The sequence below is a fragment of the Sporichthyaceae bacterium genome, assembly GCA_036493475.1.
GTDB lineage: Bacteria > Actinomycetota > Actinomycetes > Sporichthyales > Sporichthyaceae > DASQPJ01.
On the sequence record DASXPS010000164.1, the window covers coordinates 1 to 17,260 of the forward strand.

General features: G+C 71.1%; 20 protein-coding genes. 13 read left to right on the plus strand and 7 right to left on the minus strand.

What is annotated here, in order from left to right; genetic code table 11:
* The first annotated feature begins 130 nt into the window (after positions 1 to 130).
* On the plus strand, positions 131 to 679 hold the full coding sequence (locus VGJ14_16520) for a hypothetical protein (protein ID HEY2834034.1): 549 nt from the start codon (positions 131 to 133) through the stop codon (positions 677 to 679).
* A gap of 21 nt (positions 680 to 700) precedes the next feature.
* Positions 701 to 1,612 (plus strand): sucrase ferredoxin, encoded by a 912-nt coding sequence (locus tag VGJ14_16525; protein ID HEY2834035.1) that lies wholly within the window; start codon positions 701 to 703, stop codon positions 1,610 to 1,612.
* 17 nt (positions 1,613 to 1,629) lie between these two features.
* Here VGJ14_16525 and VGJ14_16530 read toward each other — a convergent pair whose 3' ends face one another.
* Entirely contained in the window at positions 1,630 to 2,328 is a 699-nt protein-coding gene (locus VGJ14_16530; GenBank protein ID HEY2834036.1) for a ferritin-like fold-containing protein, read from the minus strand.
* 152 nt (positions 2,329 to 2,480) lie between these two features.
* Between VGJ14_16530 and VGJ14_16535 the strand changes: the two genes are divergently transcribed.
* Positions 2,481 to 4,115 carry a DEAD/DEAH box helicase gene (locus VGJ14_16535; GenBank protein HEY2834037.1) on the plus strand — a complete coding sequence of 545 codons (1,635 nt, stop codon included), beginning with the start codon at positions 2,481 to 2,483 and terminating at the stop codon, positions 4,113 to 4,115.
* A gap of 65 nt (positions 4,116 to 4,180) precedes the next feature.
* On the opposite strand, the gene VGJ14_16540 is transcribed toward VGJ14_16535, so the two are convergent.
* Positions 4,181 to 4,507, minus strand: a complete 327-nt coding sequence (locus VGJ14_16540) for a hypothetical protein (GenBank protein ID HEY2834038.1) — start codon at positions 4,505 to 4,507, stop codon at positions 4,181 to 4,183.
* On the minus strand, positions 4,504 to 5,268 hold the full coding sequence (locus VGJ14_16545) for a ParA family protein (protein HEY2834039.1): 765 nt from the start codon (positions 5,266 to 5,268) through the stop codon (positions 4,504 to 4,506). Before VGJ14_16545 ends, VGJ14_16540 begins: the two co-directional genes overlap by 4 nt.
* Before the next feature lie 66 nt (positions 5,269 to 5,334).
* On the opposite strand from VGJ14_16545, the gene VGJ14_16550 reads away from it, so the two are divergent.
* Positions 5,335 to 6,210 (plus strand): alpha/beta hydrolase, encoded by an 876-nt coding sequence (locus VGJ14_16550; protein HEY2834040.1) that lies wholly within the window; start codon positions 5,335 to 5,337, stop codon positions 6,208 to 6,210.
* 147 nt (positions 6,211 to 6,357) lie between these two features.
* Positions 6,358 to 6,771 (plus strand): ATP-binding protein, encoded by a 414-nt coding sequence (locus VGJ14_16555; GenBank protein ID HEY2834041.1) that lies wholly within the window; start codon positions 6,358 to 6,360, stop codon positions 6,769 to 6,771.
* Between the two features lie 24 nt (positions 6,772 to 6,795).
* Here VGJ14_16555 and VGJ14_16560 read toward each other — a convergent pair whose 3' ends face one another.
* Positions 6,796 to 7,419, minus strand: coding sequence for a DUF6758 family protein (locus VGJ14_16560; GenBank protein HEY2834042.1), 624 nt, complete (start codon positions 7,417 to 7,419; stop codon positions 6,796 to 6,798).
* 80 nt (positions 7,420 to 7,499) lie between these two features.
* On the opposite strand from VGJ14_16560, the gene VGJ14_16565 reads away from it, so the two are divergent.
* Genes VGJ14_16565 through VGJ14_16580 form a run of 4 tightly spaced genes read left to right on the plus strand, consistent with a single transcriptional unit; the run spans position 7,500 to position 10,172 of the window.
* Positions 7,500 to 7,898 carry an NUDIX domain-containing protein gene (locus VGJ14_16565; GenBank protein ID HEY2834043.1) on the plus strand — a complete coding sequence of 133 codons (399 nt, stop codon included), beginning with the start codon at positions 7,500 to 7,502 and terminating at the stop codon, positions 7,896 to 7,898.
* A complete protein-coding gene (locus tag VGJ14_16570; protein HEY2834044.1) occupies positions 7,895 to 8,527 on the plus strand; it encodes a methyltransferase domain-containing protein in 633 nt (210 codons plus the stop codon). The genes VGJ14_16565 and VGJ14_16570 overlap by 4 nt, the downstream gene beginning before the upstream one ends.
* 15 nt (positions 8,528 to 8,542) lie before the next feature.
* Positions 8,543 to 9,577, plus strand: a complete 1,035-nt coding sequence (locus VGJ14_16575; protein ID HEY2834045.1) for a MaoC family dehydratase — start codon at positions 8,543 to 8,545, stop codon at positions 9,575 to 9,577.
* A gap of 22 nt (positions 9,578 to 9,599) precedes the next feature.
* On the plus strand, positions 9,600 to 10,172 hold the full coding sequence (locus VGJ14_16580; protein ID HEY2834046.1) for a TIGR03086 family metal-binding protein: 573 nt from the start codon (positions 9,600 to 9,602) through the stop codon (positions 10,170 to 10,172).
* Here VGJ14_16580 and VGJ14_16585 read toward each other — a convergent pair.
* The gene (locus tag VGJ14_16585) at positions 10,151 to 11,263 is read right to left on the minus strand and encodes a DUF2332 family protein (protein ID HEY2834047.1); all 1,113 of its coding nucleotides are present in this window, start codon (positions 11,261 to 11,263) and stop codon (positions 10,151 to 10,153) included. The genes VGJ14_16580 and VGJ14_16585 overlap by 22 nt on opposite strands.
* Before the next feature lie 228 nt (positions 11,264 to 11,491).
* On the opposite strand from VGJ14_16585, the gene VGJ14_16590 reads away from it, so the two are divergent.
* A complete protein-coding gene (locus VGJ14_16590) occupies positions 11,492 to 12,313 on the plus strand; it encodes an SGNH hydrolase domain-containing protein (protein ID HEY2834048.1) in 822 nt (273 codons plus the stop codon).
* 7 nt (positions 12,314 to 12,320) lie between these two features.
* Here VGJ14_16590 and VGJ14_16595 read toward each other — a convergent pair whose 3' ends face one another.
* Together VGJ14_16595 and VGJ14_16600 are read right to left on the minus strand one after the other, a co-directional pair.
* A complete protein-coding gene (locus VGJ14_16595) occupies positions 12,321 to 13,286 on the minus strand; it encodes a CoA ester lyase (GenBank protein ID HEY2834049.1) in 966 nt (321 codons plus the stop codon).
* A gap of 67 nt (positions 13,287 to 13,353) precedes the next feature.
* Complete coding sequence (locus tag VGJ14_16600; protein HEY2834050.1) at positions 13,354 to 14,310, minus strand: DMT family transporter; 957 nt, start codon at positions 14,308 to 14,310, stop codon at positions 13,354 to 13,356.
* A gap of 129 nt (positions 14,311 to 14,439) precedes the next feature.
* On the opposite strand from VGJ14_16600, the gene VGJ14_16605 reads away from it, so the two are divergent.
* From VGJ14_16605 to VGJ14_16615, 3 genes are all read left to right on the plus strand, one after another.
* The gene (locus VGJ14_16605; GenBank protein ID HEY2834051.1) at positions 14,440 to 15,771 is read left to right on the plus strand and encodes a CBS domain-containing protein; all 1,332 of its coding nucleotides are present in this window, start codon (positions 14,440 to 14,442) and stop codon (positions 15,769 to 15,771) included.
* Complete coding sequence (locus VGJ14_16610; GenBank protein ID HEY2834052.1) at positions 15,764 to 16,288, plus strand: DUF1003 domain-containing protein; 525 nt, start codon at positions 15,764 to 15,766, stop codon at positions 16,286 to 16,288. Before VGJ14_16605 ends, VGJ14_16610 begins: the two co-directional genes overlap by 8 nt.
* A gap of 35 nt (positions 16,289 to 16,323) precedes the next feature.
* Positions 16,324 to 17,260 (plus strand): P-loop NTPase (locus tag VGJ14_16615; protein ID HEY2834053.1); only part of this gene is annotated, 937 nt, incomplete at its 3' end.

Genomic DNA, 17,260 nt, shown 5'->3' on the forward strand with positions numbered 1-17,260 from the left:
CGAAATCTACTCGGCTTTGGGCGAACCTTTCCCTAGATCCGGTGCATCCTGAGGCACTTGCACCACACCGAACGCTCGGATCACCGCGCCCGGGCGACGGCCGATGGCCTCGAAAGGAGGTCTCGGACAGATGACTCCTCCGCCCGCCGGCTATTCGGAGTCCTCCCCGACCAGTGCACCGCGACGTCGCCGACGCCTCGCGATCCTGTTGCCCGTACTGCTCGCTCTCGGCGCCATTTTCGGCGTCGGTGCGGCCGCGTACTCCCGGGGCGCCGAGGACGACACCGCAGCACGTCCCACCGGATCGACTCATACGCTCGGGCAACAGCCCAATGCGACGAGTGACGACTCGGCGGTCGGGCAGTCAGACCCCGGCATCGGTCAGGCCCCGATCAAGATCAACATCAACAAATTGCTGATCTCCAAGGACGCAACGGGCCTGCAACAGACCTCACTGCCGGTCACCGTCACCAACACCGGGCCGCTGACCCACTCCTTCGACATCACGATCGCGGCCTACACCAAGGACGGCCAGCGCATCACGATGGACACCGGCACCGCGGCGAACCTACGTCCCGGCCAGACCGCGAACCTGAGGGTGTTGGAGATCGTCAACGACAAGCTGGTCGCCGCGCTGAAGGATGCCCGCTTCCAGGTCGAGGGCGTTTTCACCTACTAGGACTTGGCAAGATTCGGTGCGATGAGCATCGAGGAGCTGCCGCCGTGCCGTGAGGTGAGCCTCGGCCTGGCCGAGTCGCTGACCGCCACGGCCACCACCGCACCGAGTTGGTTGCTGGTGGAACATCCGGGTCCATGGCCGGCCAAGGCACCGCGCGGGGTGCGCTGGCCGGAGGGGCTGGCCGAGCAGTTGCGTACGGCCACCGATCGGGTCGGGGTTCGAACAAACCTGATCCGGCGCCCGGCGGGATTGCCACGTGTCGGTCCGGAGACCGAGGTGTTGCTGGTGCACACCGGCCCGTCGGCACCGCGTTTGCAGCGGCTGCGGCTGCCAGACCCCCGGGCAGTGTTGGACCTGGACCTGGACGCCCTGGCGAACGGTGAGCTGCCGGACGCCGCGGAGCGGTCCGCCGCCGTGTTCCTAATCTGTACCCACGGCGGACGGGACTCCTGCTGTGCGCTGACCGGGCGTCCGGTGGCCGCCGCGATGGCCGAGCGCTTTCCGGCCGATACCTGGGAGAGCACGCACCTGGGCGGCCACCGCTTCGCGCCGACCCTGGCGTGCTTCCCGCACGGGCTGATGTACGGGCGGACGTCGGTGGCGCAGAGCCTCGAGGTGGCCGCGGCCTACCGCGCGGGCCACATCGTCGCCGAGCACTTCCGGGGCCGCAGTTGCTGGACGGCACCGGTCCAGGCCGCCGAGGCCTGGCTGCGGGAACGGTTGGGGCGCTGGGAGATCGACGCGGTGCTACCCATCGCGCACGAAGCCGCCGGCGAGTGGACCGAAGTGGAGCTGGCGGTGGCCGACGGTCGGTGGCGGGTGCGTGTTGCCGACGCCCCCGCCGCCGAGCCCCGGCCGCTGAGCTGCGGTACGCACGAGTTGGAGTCACCGCCCGGCTACCGCGTCGTTGTCGCCGAGCCAGTGCCGAACTGACGCCTCGTCAGCACGACTCAGGCCTGCAGGCCAAGCGCGGCCATGCGGGCGGAATGAGCATCTGTCAGGCGGGTGAACATGCGCCCGATCTCGCCCAGGTCCAGACCCGAACCGTCCACCCCGCCGATGACCAGCGCGGTCAAACCCTCGCGCTCGGCGGCCACCTGCTGCGCCTGGGTCAGCGCCTCGCCGACCAACCGGCGACCCCACAACGCCAGCGGGCCGGCCACCCGCGGGTCCGCGGCGATCGCCGCCCGCACCCGGTCCACCGCGAACGAGGAGTGCCCGGTGTCGTCCAGCACGTTGAGCACCAAATCGCGGGTCTCCTCGTCCAGCTGCGCGGCGATCTCCCGATAGAAATCCGCGGCCAGTCCGTCCCCGACGAACGCCTTGACCAAGCCCTCCAGCCAGTTGCCCGCCGCGGTGCGCTGGTGGAACTCGGTGAGCGGGGCCACGAACGGCGCCATCGCCGCGCCCGGATCCACCCCGAGGTCGGCCAACCGGGCCCGCAGCAGCACGAAATGGTTGAACTCGGCGACCGCCATCCGGGCCAGTTCGGCCTTGTCCTGCATGCTCGGCGCCAGCGTGGCGTCGTGCGCCAGCCGCTCGAACGCCAGCAACTCCCCGCACGCCATCAGGCCGAGCAGTTCGCACACCGCGGCAGCGTGGCCCACCGACCCGAAAAAGCCCGCTCCATCGGTCGCCGAAGTGCTCACGGGGCGTAGCGTAGCCGGCCGCTGCGGCGCGTTCGGCCGGGTAACGGGTAGGTGACAGTTATGCTGGATGCGTACCGGACCGGTGTCCGTGCCGATCCGCCCGCCTCCCCCGGCGGGCCCGGGTCCGCGCGCAGCGCCGTGTCCACCCCACCGTGGCGCGGTTTCTCGCGCGCCGCCGACCTGCCGCCGGTCGCAAACGACGGCCCGAGACAACGAAACGCAGCCCGCCCCGGCGTGCCGCGACAACAAAGACGAAGAGGCGAGTAGCCCTGAGCACCTTTCACGAACTAGGCGTCATCCGCGCCATCACCGACGCACTCGACGAGGTCGGCATCACCGAGGCCTTCCCGATCCAGGAACTCACCCTGCCGATCGCGTTGACCGGCACCGACGTCATCGGCCAGGCACGTACCGGCACCGGCAAGACCCTGGCCTTCGGCATCCCGATCCTGCAGCGCCTGGTCGCCCCCGGCGACGACGACTTCCTCGACCTGGCCGTTCCCGGCGCCCCGCAAGCGCTGGTCATCGTGCCGACCCGGGAGCTGTGCGTGCAGGTCACCGGCGACCTCGAACTGGCCGGCCGGCGCCGCGGCGTGCGCGTCCTGTCGATCTACGGCGGCCGGGCCTACGAACCCCAGGTGGCCACTCTCAAGGCCGGGGTCGAGGTCGTCGTGGGCACCCCCGGTCGCCTGCTGGACCTGCGCAAGCAGCGGCACCTGGACCTGGCGCACGTCAAATGCCTGGTTCTGGATGAAGCCGACGAGATGCTCGACCTGGGGTTCCTGCCCGACGTCGAGCGGCTGATCTCGGACACCCCGGCCAACCGGCAGACCATGCTGTTCTCGGCCACCATGCCCGGCCCGGTGGTCTCCCTGGCCCGGCGCTACCTACGCACCCCCACCAACATCCGCGCCGAGTCCGGCTCCGATCAACACACCGTGCCGGAGACCACCCAGCACGTGTTCCGCACCCACAAGATGGACAAGGTGGAGTGCGTGGCCCGCATCCTGCAGGCCGAGGGCCGTCGGCTCACCATGGTGTTCGCGCCCACCCGACGGCTGTGCCAGTCCATCGCCGACGAGCTCACCGAGAAGGGCTTCGCCGCCGCCGCGGTGCATGGCGATCTCGGCCAGGGGGCCCGCGAGCAGGCCCTGCGCGCGTTCCGCAACGGCAAGGTCGACGTGTTGGTCGCCACCGACGTGGCCGCGCGCGGCATCGACGTCGATGACGTCACACACGTGATCAACTACGAGTGCCCGGAGGACGAGAAGACCTACCTGCACCGCATCGGCCGCACCGGCCGGGCCGGGCGCACCGGGGTCGCGGTGACCTTCGTGGACTGGGCGGACATGACCCGCTGGCAGCTCATCGACAAAGCGCTGAACCTCGGCCTGGGCGAGCCGCTGGAGACCTACTCCACCTCGCCGCACCTCTATGCCGCGCTGGGCATCCCGCAGGGCGCCAAAGGGGTGCTGCCCAAGACCGCGCGCACCCGGGCCGGGCTGGACGCCGAACACGTCGAGGACCTCGGTGAGACCGGCCGGGCGCGCAGCCGGGTACCCGCCTCGCGCAAGAACGGAGACAGCGAGCCGGAGCGCGCGCCGCGCCCCAAGCGCAACCGCAACCGGTCCCGCACCCGCAGCGGCAAGCCGGTGACCGGGACGGCGGAACCAACGAGCACCGAGGCCGCCCCCGCGGCGCTGGCGGTGGCCGACGCCCCGCGGCCGGCCCGTCGTCGGCGGCGCACCCGCGGCGCCGGGTCGGCTGACGCCGCCACCGACAGCTGACCCACCATCACGTCAAGGGCCGCCGACCCTTTTTCGTGCGCTCTGGCCGACGGCCTCTGTCGCGCTCAGTGGGCGCGGAAGCCCAGGCGTACCCAGGTGCGCCGCTTGCACGCCGGGCAGCGCATCCAGGACGGGTAGCCCCTCTTCACCAGGAACAGATGGACGCTGGGCACCGCCGCCGTGATGGCGGCGCCGAAGGTCATCGCGGTGGTCACCCGACAGTCCTTGCAGGTCACCGTCAACGCCCCGAACGGCACCGTGGAGGCCGGCGGAACCTCGGCGCTGAACAGCGCGCGCTTGCCGTCCCGATCCGGACGGGTCGGCGTCGTCGGCTCACGGCGACGCGGCGCGGGCGAGGCCGAGCGCGGCTTGATCCGGTCGAAGTCACTCACGCCACATCGTCCTTCGCCAGCCGTAGCGCCAACTCGCGGTAGGCCGCGGCGCCGGGCGAGCGACCGGCCGTCTCCAGGATCGACCGACCCGAGGCGGGAGCCTCGGCGAATCGGATGGATCGCGGGATCGCGGGTTCCAGCACGGTCACCCCGTAGCGCTGACCGATGTCCTGCAGCACCGCGCGGGCGTGCTTGGAGCGACCGTCGAACAGCGTGGGCAGCACGCCCAGCACGGTGAGCCGACCGTTGGACCGCGAGCGCACCTCGGCCACCGTCTCCAACAACTGGCCGACGCCGCGGTGGGCCAACGTCTCGCACTGCACCGGGATCATCAGCTGATCCGCCGCGGTCAACGCGTTGACGGTGAGCACACCGAGGGCGGGCGGGCAGTCCAGCAGCACCATGTCGTAGTCCGCGCGCAGGTCGGCCAACGCCTCGGCGAGCACGAACTCGCGGCCGTTGCGGTTGTTCAGGAACTTCTCCGAGCCCACCAGGTCGATCTCGGCGGGCAGCAGGTCCACCCCACCGGCCACCCGCTGCAGCGCGGTGCGCGCGGGCACTCGGCCCATCAGCACATCGTGGGTGGACAACTCCAACGCATCGGGGTCCAGCCCCAGGGAGAACGTCAGGCAGGCCTGCGGGTCGAGATCGACGACCGCCACCCGACGTCCCAGTTCGACCAGGGCGGCGGCCACGGAGGCCACGGTGGTGGTCTTGGCCACCCCGCCCTTCTGATTTGCCACGGCCAGAATCCGTGTCACAGCTTCTATTCTGCCCTTCCCCCGGGGCCCGTCGCACCGGGCGCATCGCTCGGTACGGTCCTACGCGTGAGTACTCCACCACACCTGTCCTTACCCCCGTGCGCCCGGGCCCGGACCCTGGACACCGACCGCGGTCCGTTCGCCGTCCACGAGGCGCAGCCGGCAGGCACGGCGACGGCCAGTGTCGTGTTGGTCCCCGGTTTCACCGGCTCCAAAGAGGACTTCATCACCGTGCTCGAACCCCTCGCCGCGGCCGGGTACCACGTGCTCGCCTACGACCAGCGCGGACAGTTCGAGACCCCCGGCCCGGACGACGAGGCGGCCTATTCGCTGGACGCGCTGGGCGCCGATCTGCTGGCCGTCGCGGCCACCACCGGCGCGCCCGCACACCTGGTCGGGCACAGCTTCGGTGGCTTGGTGGTGCGCACGGCCACCATCGCCGCGCCGGCCGCGGTGCGCAGCGCCACCCTGCTGTGCTCCGGGCCGGGCCCGATCCGGGTGGCCCGGGAGGCCGACCGCATCCAGACGCTGCTCTCCGCGCTGGGCATGTTCTCGGTGGCCGACATCTGGACTTTCGCGCACGCCGCGGCCGCCACCAACGGGGAATACGACGGGGTCGCGCCGGACGTGCTGGATTTCCTGGCCCGCCGCTTCCTCAGCACCGCCAAGGCCGGCATGACCGCGATGGCCACGGCGCTGACCGGAACACCGGACCGGACCGCGGAGCTGGCGGCCACACAGGTCCCGGTGCTGGTCGCCCACGGCGCGAAGGATTACATCTGGCTGCCCGCCGAACAGGCCGAGATGGCCACCCGCCTCGGCGCCGCGCACGCGGTCATCCCGGGCGCCGCGCACTCCCCGGCCGTGGAGCAGCCGGCCGAAACGGTGGCATTGCTGGCCCGATTCTGGGCAGATCCCACCAGCATTGTTTACACGGAGTAGCCATCTGAGTGCTCCCTGTAGATCTTTGCCGAACACCCTTGCAAGGCGCTCCGGACGCGGCACCATGAGGGGTCGCGGGGGTATGACAAGCGAATGCGGCCGAACGGGTGAAACGAATCGGCCGCGCGGGAACCGAGAAGGATGGCGTTGGAACTTCGGACCGCCCTGCGCGACGACCCGGGTGAGGTGGGCCGGGCCCGTCATCTGGTGCACCGCAGCCTGGATCGCTGGGGTGTGCCGGTGGACGAGGCGGTCGCCGAGCTGCTGGTCAGCGAGCTGGTCACGAACGCCCTGCGCTATGGCCTGCAACCGATGCGGCTGATCGCCCGCCGCGCCGAACACGGGCTGCGCATCGAGGTACACGACGCACGTCCCGGCGAGCCGCCGCGGCTGCGTCGGGCCAACCCGGACAGCCTGAACGGCCGGGGCATGGTGCTGGTCGACGCTCTCGCCGCGCGCTGGGGCTGGTCGGAGTTCGGCGGCAGCAAGCAGGTGTGGTTCGAGCTCGACGCGCTCAGGCCCCTCGAGGGGCACGACGAGCAGGCCTCACCGGCCGCGTAGCTCCGAGCTACCGATCAAACCCGGCTAGAGCCGCGGGGACAGTGCGCCGAGCGGCGGTTGCAGATCGGTCGGCGCGTCACGCAGGTCCACCAGGGTCAGGTCGTGCACCAAAGCGCCGGCGGAGCTCGGCCAGAGCACGATCCACAGCCACAGGCCGCGGGCCTCGCCGACGTACACCGCGCTGTCCGCGGCCCCGTCCACGCACCACAGCGGGGTGGCGTGCCCGGCCACGTGCACCTTGGCGTGCGGGCCGGTTGTGGTGGCCAGCTTTCGGCCGGGGTCCAGGCCGGGCAAACCCGCCCAGCGCGCGCCCAGGCCGACGCCGGGCTCCTCCGCTATCACCACCATCTCCCCGTAGCCACCCAACGGGTTCGGGCCCCCGCAGGCCAGCAGCGCCGCGCGCACCCCGGTGCGGTCGTCCCCGGCCCGGCTGAGCCCGGTGGCCAGCCACCCGTTGGGCAGCGGCCAGGGCAGCCAGAACGGAATGCGCGCGCCCGTCACCGCCGCGGCCAGCTGCTCGTGGCTGGGCAATGCCGGCGGGACCACCGGGTCCACATCGCCGTCCCGCTCGCACCGCCAGGCATTCGACCAGATCCCCGGTTCGCGCACCGGGCCACCGCAGCGGGCGCAGCTGTACGGCTTGCTCATACGCGAACCCCTTACTGTCGTCCCCAGCGACGCTCCTCCCCCACCTGTCCCGCGTCAACCCCGCCGGCAGCATGTCCCGCATGGTGCGGGTTTCGTGTGTGGGAGCAGTCGTGCACGACGACGACCACCGACTTTTGATGATTCGCCGGGCCAATCCGCCGGGCGTCGGGACGTGGTCGCTGCCCGGCGGACGGGTGGAGGGCGACGAGTCAGACGCCGAGGCGGTGCGCCGCGAGGTGGCCGAGGAGACCGGGCTGCAGGTGACGGTCGGGGTCCGGGTAGGCACCGTGGTGCTGCCGGGTCCGGCCGGGGTCAGCTACGACGTGCGCGACTACGCCTGCGCGGTGACCGGCGGCCGGTTGCGGGCCGGGGACGACGCCGGCGACGCGCGCTGGGTGCGCCGCGCCGAACTCCTACTGCTGGACACCGCACCGGGGTTGGTGGACACCCTGGAGCGGTGGGGCATGCTGCCGAAATGACCGAGGCCGCCGAGTTCACGCCGCGCAGTTGGCGCACTCGCGGCCGGATGCCGGAGACCAAGCGCAGCCGATTGGCCGTCCGGGCCGCGGATCTGGCGTTCGGCGATGCGGCGAGCGCGGCCGCGTGGGCGCCGCAACTGCTGGACATCGGCTTCGGCTACGGCGAATCGCTGCTGGCGCTGGCCGCCGCCTTTCCCGACCTGCGGTTGCTCGGCGTGGACGTGCACGCGCCGGGTCAGTTGCGCGCGATGGACCGGTTGGCCGAGGCGAGCGCGGCGAACGTGCGGGTGCTGCCCGAAGACGTCACCGCATTGCTGCCGTTACTCGCGCCCGGCACCCTGACACTGATCCAGGCGTTGCACCCCGACCCGTGGCCCAAGCGCCGGCACGCCACCCGTCGGCTGCTGTCCGCACCGGTGCTGGCCCGGTGTGTGGAGTTGCTGGCACCGGGTGGGGTGCTGCACATGGTGGTGGACGACGACAGCTACGCCGCCGGACTGCACGCGGCCCTGTCCGGGCTGCCGATGACCCGCACCGAACACCCGCCGCCGCCGGAGACCAGGTACGGCAGGCGGGCGGTGGCGGCCGGCCGTATCGCCCACCGGATCGCTTACGCCAAAGCCACCTGAGGCAGGATCTGCGCCATGGCCAAGACGAACCCCGGCAACTTCTTCGAGGACTTCTCCGTCGGCCAGGTGCTGGAGCACGCGACACCGCGCACCGTGACCGAGGGCGACCGCGCGCTCTACACGTCGCTGTACCCGACGCGGTTCGCGGTGCCGTCCTCGGCGCCGTTCGCCGCCTCGGTGGGCCTGCACCCGGCGCCGGTGGAAGACCTGGTGGCCTTTCACATCGCCTTCGGCAAGACGGTCCCCGACGTCTCGCTGAACGCGGTGGCGAACCTCGGGTATGCCGAGTTGCGCTTCCATCGGCCGGTGGTTCCGGGCGACACCCTGCGCACCCGCTCGGAGGTGATCGGGCTCAAGCAGAATTCCAACGGCCGCAGCGGCGTGGTGTACGTGCGCTCCACCGCGACCAACCAACGCGGCGAGGTGGCGTTGGACTGGGCGCGCTGGGTGATGGTGCACAAGCGGGACGTCGACGCCCCGGCACCGCAGACGGTACTGCCCGAACTGGCCTCGGCGCTGTCGGCCAAGGAACTGCCGATCCCAGACGGGTTGGACTTCTCCCGCTACGACTTCGTCGCGGCCGGCGAACCGCATCGCCTCGGGGATTACCGGGTCGGGGAGAAGATCGACCACGTCGACGGCGTCACGCTCACCGAGGCCGAGCACATGATGGCCACCCGGCTGTGGCAGAACACCGCCAAGGTGCACTTCAACGTCGAGGCCCGGCCGGACGGCAAGCGACTGATCTACGGCGGCCACATCATCTCGATGGCCCGCGCGCTGTCCTACAACGGTCTGGCCAACGCCGCGATGATCGCGGCGATCAACGGCGGCGCGCACACCAACCCCGCCTTCGCCAAGGACACCGTCTATGCGTGGTCGGAAGTCCTCGACAAGGCCGAGCTGGACGCCCCCGGCGTCGGCGCGCTGCGGCTGCGGTTGGTCGCAACCCGCGGCCGCGACGAGTCGATGACGTTGCGCGGCGAGGACGCCAAGTACGCCCCGAACGTGCTGCTGGACCTGGACTACTGGGCGCTGATGCCCGTCTGAGACCGGCTTGTAACGTGCTTCCATGACTGACGCCGCGCTCGACGTTTCCGAGATCCGCGCCCGCTACGGCCGGATCGCCGCGGGCCTCGATGACCGTCTCGCGCGGCTGACCCCGGACCAGTGGTCCGTGAAGACCCCGTGCACGGAGTGGGACAGCGCTGCGTTGATGACCCACGTCGTGGAGGTGCATCGCGCGATGGGCGCGATGCTGAGCGGCGTCGCCCCGGAGCCGGTCACCGTCGACACCGATCTGGTGAGCGCCTGGCGGGCGGGGCGCGCCGCGATCGAGTCGGCGATGGCGGATGAGTCGACGGCAACCAAGGTGGTCGACACCGGACGCTTCGGCACCATGCCGTTCGGGATCGTCGTCGGCGGCATGTTGTGCACGGACACGATCGTGCATACCTGGGACCTGTCCCGGGCGACCGGCCAGGACGAGCGGCTCGACCCCGCCGGTGTGGCCGAGGCCTTCGCGCTGCTGAAGACGTTCGGCGACGGCATCCGGCAGCCCGGCGCCTTCGGCCCGGCGGTGGAACCGCCGGGCGGCGCGGACGAGCAGACCCAGTTTCTTTGTTACTGCGGCCGAGCGTTCTGAAGGAGCGGTTGCCAGACGACGTCCGGCCGGTGGGGGTGCGCGCGGCCGAGCAACTCGACTTCGGCGCCCGGCCAGGTCTGCAGCCGAAGCACGAACTGCACACCGTCCGGGGAACGTCGCCCGCGGGGTTCCAGGGACAGCCGGGCCAACGGCATGTCCGGGGTCGCGGTGGCACCCAGCGCGTCCAACCGGGCCGCGATGGCGGCTCGTTCGGAGTCGGGCAGGTACTGCCAGACCAGGGAGTGCCACACCACGGTCACCGCGCCGGGCTGCAGGCGTAACTCGGTCAGGGTGTCCAGCGCGCGCTGTTTGCGCACCGGCACGGGCAGGGCCGCGGCCAATTCGAAGGCCGCGCGCAACCGGGCCAGCCGATCGAGTTGGTCGGGCCAGACGTAGGAGGTCAGCCGCAGTCGACCCGCGGCAGTGCTCACATCGACCGGGTCGAGGTCGGTACCGGTACGGGAGAGCACCTGCACCGGAGCGTGCAGGTCGGGTACCTCACCCCGCCAATCCACGTCGATGAGCACCGGGGACCCCACCGGCCCGAGCGCGCGGCCGTCGGCCAACTGCACCCGCAACATGTCCGGGCGCAGGTTCAGCCCGCCACTGGCACCGATTTCCACCAGGTGGACGGGCAGCCCGTGGCGCGCGGTCAGCACCTGCAGCCCGCCGGCCAGCACCGCGCAGCGCCCGATCTCGTTGGTCTGCGGCGCCGCCGCCAGGCCCTCCCGTACCTCAGCGGCGCGCTGCACCAACGTGGCCCGAAACGCCGCCCACGCGGCCTCGACGTCGAACGGCAGGACGCGGGCGCGGGCCACGCTCGGGTAATAGCGAGCCAGCTTCGGTGCCTCGCCGAGCAGCGCAAAACGGTGCACGGTGCCGAACAGTCGCAGCGCCAGTGCGGCGCGCACCGGTTCGCCGACGAAGCCATTCAGCGCCTCGGCTACCGGCCCGCCGCATTGGTAGTCGTGCAGCGCACGGGCCATCAGCGCGCTGTAGATGGGCGAGCCGAGCATCCGGCAGGCATCGATGTGCCGGCGCAGGTGCGCCTCGATCGCGGCCCGGTCCACCACCTCACCCGCGCCCGTCACGCACCGAGGTTAGCCGGCCGCAAGCTGTCCGGTTTGGCAAGCCGTTTCCGGATCGGGCGATTTACCCGTTTGGCGTACCTACCTGGCCGTGTCGGCCCGGATCGCGTCAGGCTCGAGCACGTCCACCCCCCCGGACTGCGAGGGTCGGCCCGCCGGCCCTCGCGTCCGGGAGGACACAACACCGCACGGTCCTCGCCCGGGGCGAGGCGCACCACACAGGGAGATTCGATGGACACCGACACTGACACCACCACCACCGACCACACCGAGCTCGGTCCGGACCAGGTCGACGACGACGCCGTTCTGCTGATCGCGCCGCCGGCCCGAATTCCCCAGCAACGCACCGCTGCTCCCCGCCGGGCCGCCACCCGGTTCGAGGGCGGCGTGATCGTCCGTGAGGGCAGCTGGGTGGAGGGCGCGGCTCCGCGCCGCCGCCGCGGCGAGGGCACCGGAACCCGTCGGCGGACCCGACAACGCGCCTGGTTCCTGCGCCTGCCGGTGCTCGGCCTGCTCGGTCTGGCGGGCGCCGCCGCGGTGATCGTGTTGGTCACCCGTCCGGGTCACGTGACGCACCATCAGGCCGGCCCCGCCGGCCCCGGCACCGAACTGGTGGCGGCCTCGGCCGTGGAGGCCGCGGCGACCGGTCCGTGCTGGGCCGGACCGCCCAGCTACGCCTCCGCCTCCTGCACCTTCGGCGACCGGGCGGCCCCGGTTGCGGTGGCCCTGGCCGGCGACTCCAGCTCCGAGGCCTGGCTGGACACCATGAAGGCACTGGCCGCGCAGCGCAACTGGCGGATCACCACCTACCTGGCGAGCAACTGCGGGATGTCCGCCGCGGCCCAGCCGCAGGACAGCCCGCAGGCCACCGCCGCGTGCGCGCGCTGGGTGGCGCACACCACGGACAGCATCCAGCACGGCAATTACAACCTGGTGCTGCTGGCCAACCGGGCCGGCAACGGGGACCCAACCGCGGATCCCGGCTACGCGGCCATGCTCCAGCGGCTGCGCGGGGCGGGCCTGACCGTGATCCCGGTGCCCGCCACCAGCTGAGCCGGCGTCACTCGCTCGGCGGCTCGAACTTCGAGGTGCGGGCGAAGCCGGCAGCGCGGCCCTTGCCGGCCACCACCACTGCCATCTTGCGCGAGGCCTCGTCGATCATCTCCTCACCCAGCATGACGGCGCCACGCTTTCCGCCCGCCTCCGAGGTGTAGTAGTCGTAGGCGTCCAGGATCAGCTCGGCGTGGTCGTAGTCCTCCTGCGACGGGGAGTACACCTCATTGGCCGCCTCGACCTGGCCGGGGTGCAGCACCCACTTGCCGTCGAAACCCAGCGCGGCCGAGCGGCCGGCCACCCGCTTGAAGCCGTCCACGTCCTTGATCTGCAGGTAGGGACCGTCGATGGCCTGCAGGTCGTGCATGCGGGCGGCCATCAGGATGCGCATGAGGATGTAGTGGTAGGCGTCGCCGACGTCGTATCCGGGCGGCTGCTCCCCGACGATGAGGGACTTCATGTTGATGCTGGCCATGAAGTCGGCCGGTCCGAAGATGATCGTCTCGACGCGCGGGGACGCGGCGGCGATGGCATCGACGTTGACCAGACCGGCGGCGTTCTCGATCTGCGCCTCGATGCCGATGCGGCCGACCTCGAACCCCATGGTTTTCTCGATCTGGGTGAGCAGCAGGTCCAGCCAGACGACCTGCTCGGCGCTCTGCACCTTGGGCAGCATGATGCAGTCCAGGTTCGGCCCGGCACCCTCGACGACCTCGATGGTGTCCCGGTAGGTCCACGAGGTGGTCAGGTCGTTGACCCGGACCACCCGCACCTTGTTGCCCCAGTCCCCATCGTTGAGCGCGGCGACGATGTTCTTGCGAGCGTCGGGCTTGGCCAGTGGGGCGACGGAGTCCTCGATGTCCAGGAAGACCTGGTCGGCCGGCAGTCCCTGCGCCTTGCCCAACATCTTCGGGTTGCTGCCGGGCACCGCCAGGCAGGACCGACGCGGACGAAGCTTGGGGCCTTGGCTCATCGGGGCACGACCTTCCACACGCACAACATGGGTATGTCCACAGCCTACCGAGGGCCAATGGGGCAGCTCAGTCCACGGGCAGGGCGTGCCCCGCCAGGCGGGCGCCCTCGGCCCGCACCACGACGAACACCCCGAGGAGCAGCAGCAGGCCGGCCGGGATGGCGGTGGCGGGCGGGTGTTGGTGCAGGAAGATCGCGGCGATGATGGCCGCGCCGGGGACCTCGAACAGGATCGCGGTGGCCACCACGGTGGCCCCGACCCGGCCCACCACGCGGTTGAACAGTGTGTGGCCGAGCAGTTGCGCGGTGGTGGTCAGCGCCACCAGGCGCAGCCACACCTCGGTGTCGAAACCGGTCAGTTGCACCCGACCGATCAGGGCCGCGATCAACAGTGTCAGCGCGCAGACGCCGTAACAAAGCGAGGTGTAGACCCCGGTGCTCACCGTGCGCCGCGCCACCTCCCCGGCTCCGGTGTAGGCCGCGGCCAGCGCGCCGGCCACCAGCGCCAACAGGTCACCGGTCAGCGCCCGCCCGGACACCGCGAGGTCGGATCCGGTGAGCAACACCACTGCGGCCAACGAAATGCCGATGCCGGTCCAGGTGGCACGCGATACCGCTCGCCCGGCCAACCGCGAGCCCAATGCGGTCCACACCGGCTGCGCGCACACCAACGCGGTGGCAGAGGCCACCGTGGTGTAGCTGACGCTGGGCGTCCAACACGCGAAGTGCGCCGCCAACAACACGCCGGCCCCGGTGGTAACAAGAATCTGACGCCACGTCAGCGATGCGAACTCCGCCCGCTTTGACGCCCGGGTGCTGATCGCTGCGGCGGTCACCGCGGCCCCGAACGCGTTGCGCCAGAAGGCGATCGCCAGGGCCGGCGCGGCCAGTGCCGCGATCATCGGACCGGACGTGGACACCGCCAGGCTGGCCAGCATCAGCACGCCCAGGTCGGCGGCGGCGATGCCGCCCCACGCCCGGCCGGCGCCAGTGGGCACGGCCACCGCGCCCCGCGTTCCCCTCATCGCGTGATTATCCCCGGCGCAATGGGGAGGACCGGCTGCCCGCGGGCGGGTAGCCTGTCCCGGCGGCCCCGACACCCGCGGGCCATCGATCGGAGCAGCCCAGGGAACGCACGCCGGAAGGGGTGAGCCATGTCCGGAGCCACCACTCGCGTGTTTGTGTCCCATCTCGCCGGGCTGGCGGTGTTCGACCCCAACGGCGACCAGGTCGGTCGGGTTCGCGACGCCGTCGCTCACGTGCGGCCGCGCTCCGAGACGACCAGGGTCATCGGGTTGGTCGTGGAGGTGCAACCGCGGCGGCCCATCTTCGTCCCGATGAGCCGCGTCACCTCACTGGACCGGGGCCAGATCATCACCACCGGCGTAGTGAACCTGCGCCGCTTCGAGCGGCGATCCGGCGAGACCTTGGTGATCACCGAATTGCTCGACCGCAAGGCCACCCTGGTGGCCGGTGGCGAGGAGGTCACGGTCATCGACATCGCGATGGAGCAGACCCGCAACCGGGACTGGATCGTCGCGAAGGTGCACGTGCGCAAGGGCGGCAGCCGGCTGCGCCGACGCGGCGAGACGTTGACGGTGAACTGGGACGCGGTCAGTGGCCTGGCCGCCGAGCACGTGGTGCAGGGCGCGGCGAACATGCTCGCCACGTTCGAGAAGCTGCGCCCGGCCGACCTCGCGCACGTGTTGCACGACCTGTCCCCCAAGCGCCGCGCCGAGGTGGCCTCCGCGCTGGACGACGACAAGCTCGCTGACGTGCTGGAGGAGCTACCCGAGGACGACCAGGTGGAGATCCTCAACCACCTGGCCGCGGACCGCGCGGCGGACGTGCTCGAGGCCATGCAGCCCGACGACGCCGCCGACCTGCTCGGTGAGCTGCAACCGCACGAGCAGGAGCGCTTCCTCGACCTGATGGAGCCGGAGGAGGCCGCACCACTGCGCCGGCTGCTCACCTATGCCGACGACACCGCCGGCGGTCTGATGACCACCGAGGCGGTGATCCTGCCGCCGAATGCCACCGTGGCCGAGGCACTGGCCCGCATCCGGCACCGGGAGTTGACCCCAGCCATGGCCGCGCTGGTCTACGTCTGCCGCCCGCCGCTGGAGACGCCGACCGGCAAGTTCCTCGGCGTCGCGCACTTCCAGCGGCTGTTGCGGGAGCCACCCGCCGAGATGATTTCGATGGTGCTGGACAGGGAAATGCGGGCCATGTCCCCGGCCACCCCGTTGGCCGACGTGACCAGCTTCCTGGCCACCTACAACATGGTTGCCGCGCCCGTGGTGGACGAGCAGCGGCGACTGATCGGCGTGGTCAGCGTGGACGACGTGCTCGACCACCTGCTGCCCGAGGACTGGCGCGGCCGCGAGGTCGAGGAGGACGAGGACGAGGAGGACCGGGGCTACTCCCCCGATGACACCGGCCAGATCAAGGTCTGGACCCCGCGCCCGGAGAACGACCATGGCTGACTCCCGGACCCGACTCGACCTGCCGCGGCAGCCCGGTCGGCTGCCCCGTCGTCCGCAATGGGACGCGGAGACCTTCGCCGCGGTCGCCGAGCGCACCGCCCGGTTCCTGGGTACCTGGGCGTTCATCGGCTACATGACCGCGGTGGTGCTGAGCTGGTTTGCCTGGAACGTGTTCGCGCCGCACTCCTGGCGGTTCGACGACTACCCGTTCATCTTCCTGACCTTGATGCTGTCGCTGCAGGCCTCCTACGCCGCGCCGCTGATCCTGCTCGCACAGAACCGCCAGGCTGACCGCGACCGGGTCACCTACGAGCAGGACCGCGGCCGCACGGAACGCAGCATGGCCGACACCGAATACCTGACCCGGGAGCTGGCCGCGCTGCGCGCCGCGCTGGGTGAGGTGGCCACCCGCGATTTCCTGCGCTCCGAGCTCCAGCGGGTGGCCGAGGACTTGGTCGAGGACCTCACCGAACGGCAACGTGAACGGCCCCGGGAGCGCGAGGGCGTGGACGACTGACGGCCCATCCGGCCGGGCCGCATACCATGCAGGGCATGTCCGCCGCACCGACGCACGAGCAGGTCCGGGCCGCCCTGGCCACCGTCAACGACCCCGAGATCCACCGTCCGATCACCGATTTGGACATGGTGGCCGGGATCGACATCGACGGCGGCCTGGTCACCGTCACCGTGTTGCTCACCGTGGCGGGTTGTCCACTGCGCGAGACCATCACCCGCGACGTGACCAACGCGGTGTCCCGACTGGACGGGGTGCGTGAGGTACGCGTCACGCTGGATGTGATGAGCCCGGAGCAGCGCACCGGTCTGCAGACCAAGCTGCGCGGCGGCACCCCGGCCAAGGAGATCCCGTTCGCCCAGCCCGGCTCGCTGACCCGGGTGTACGCGGTGGCCTCCGGCAAGGGCGGGGTCGGCAAGTCCTCGGTGACGGTGAATCTGGCCGCCGCACTGGCCGCCTCCGGTCACTCCGTGGGCGTGCTGGACGCGGACATCTACGGCCACTCAGTGCCGCGCATGCTGGGCACCGAGGCCCGGCCCACCCAGGTGGAGAACATGATCATGCCGCCCACCGCGCACGGGGTCCGGCTGATCTCCATCGGCATGTTCATCGAGGGCAACACCCCGGTGGTATGGCGCGGGCCGATGCTGCACCGCGCACTGCAGCAGTTCCTCGCCGACGTGTTCTGGGGCGACCTCGACGTGCTCCTGCTCGACCTCCCACCGGGCACCGGCGACATCGCAATCTCGGTGGCCCAGCTCGTGCCGACGGCGGAGATCCTCGTCGTCACCACCCCGCAGGTCGCCGCGCGTGAGGTCGCCGAACGCGCCGGCGCGATCGCTTTGCAGACCCATCAGCAAATCGTCGGCGTGGTCGAGAACATGAGCTTCCTGGTCTGTCCCCACTGCGGCCCGTCGCACCAGCTCGAGCTGTTCGGCAGCGGCGGTGGCGACCGGGTCGCGGCCACTCTCACGA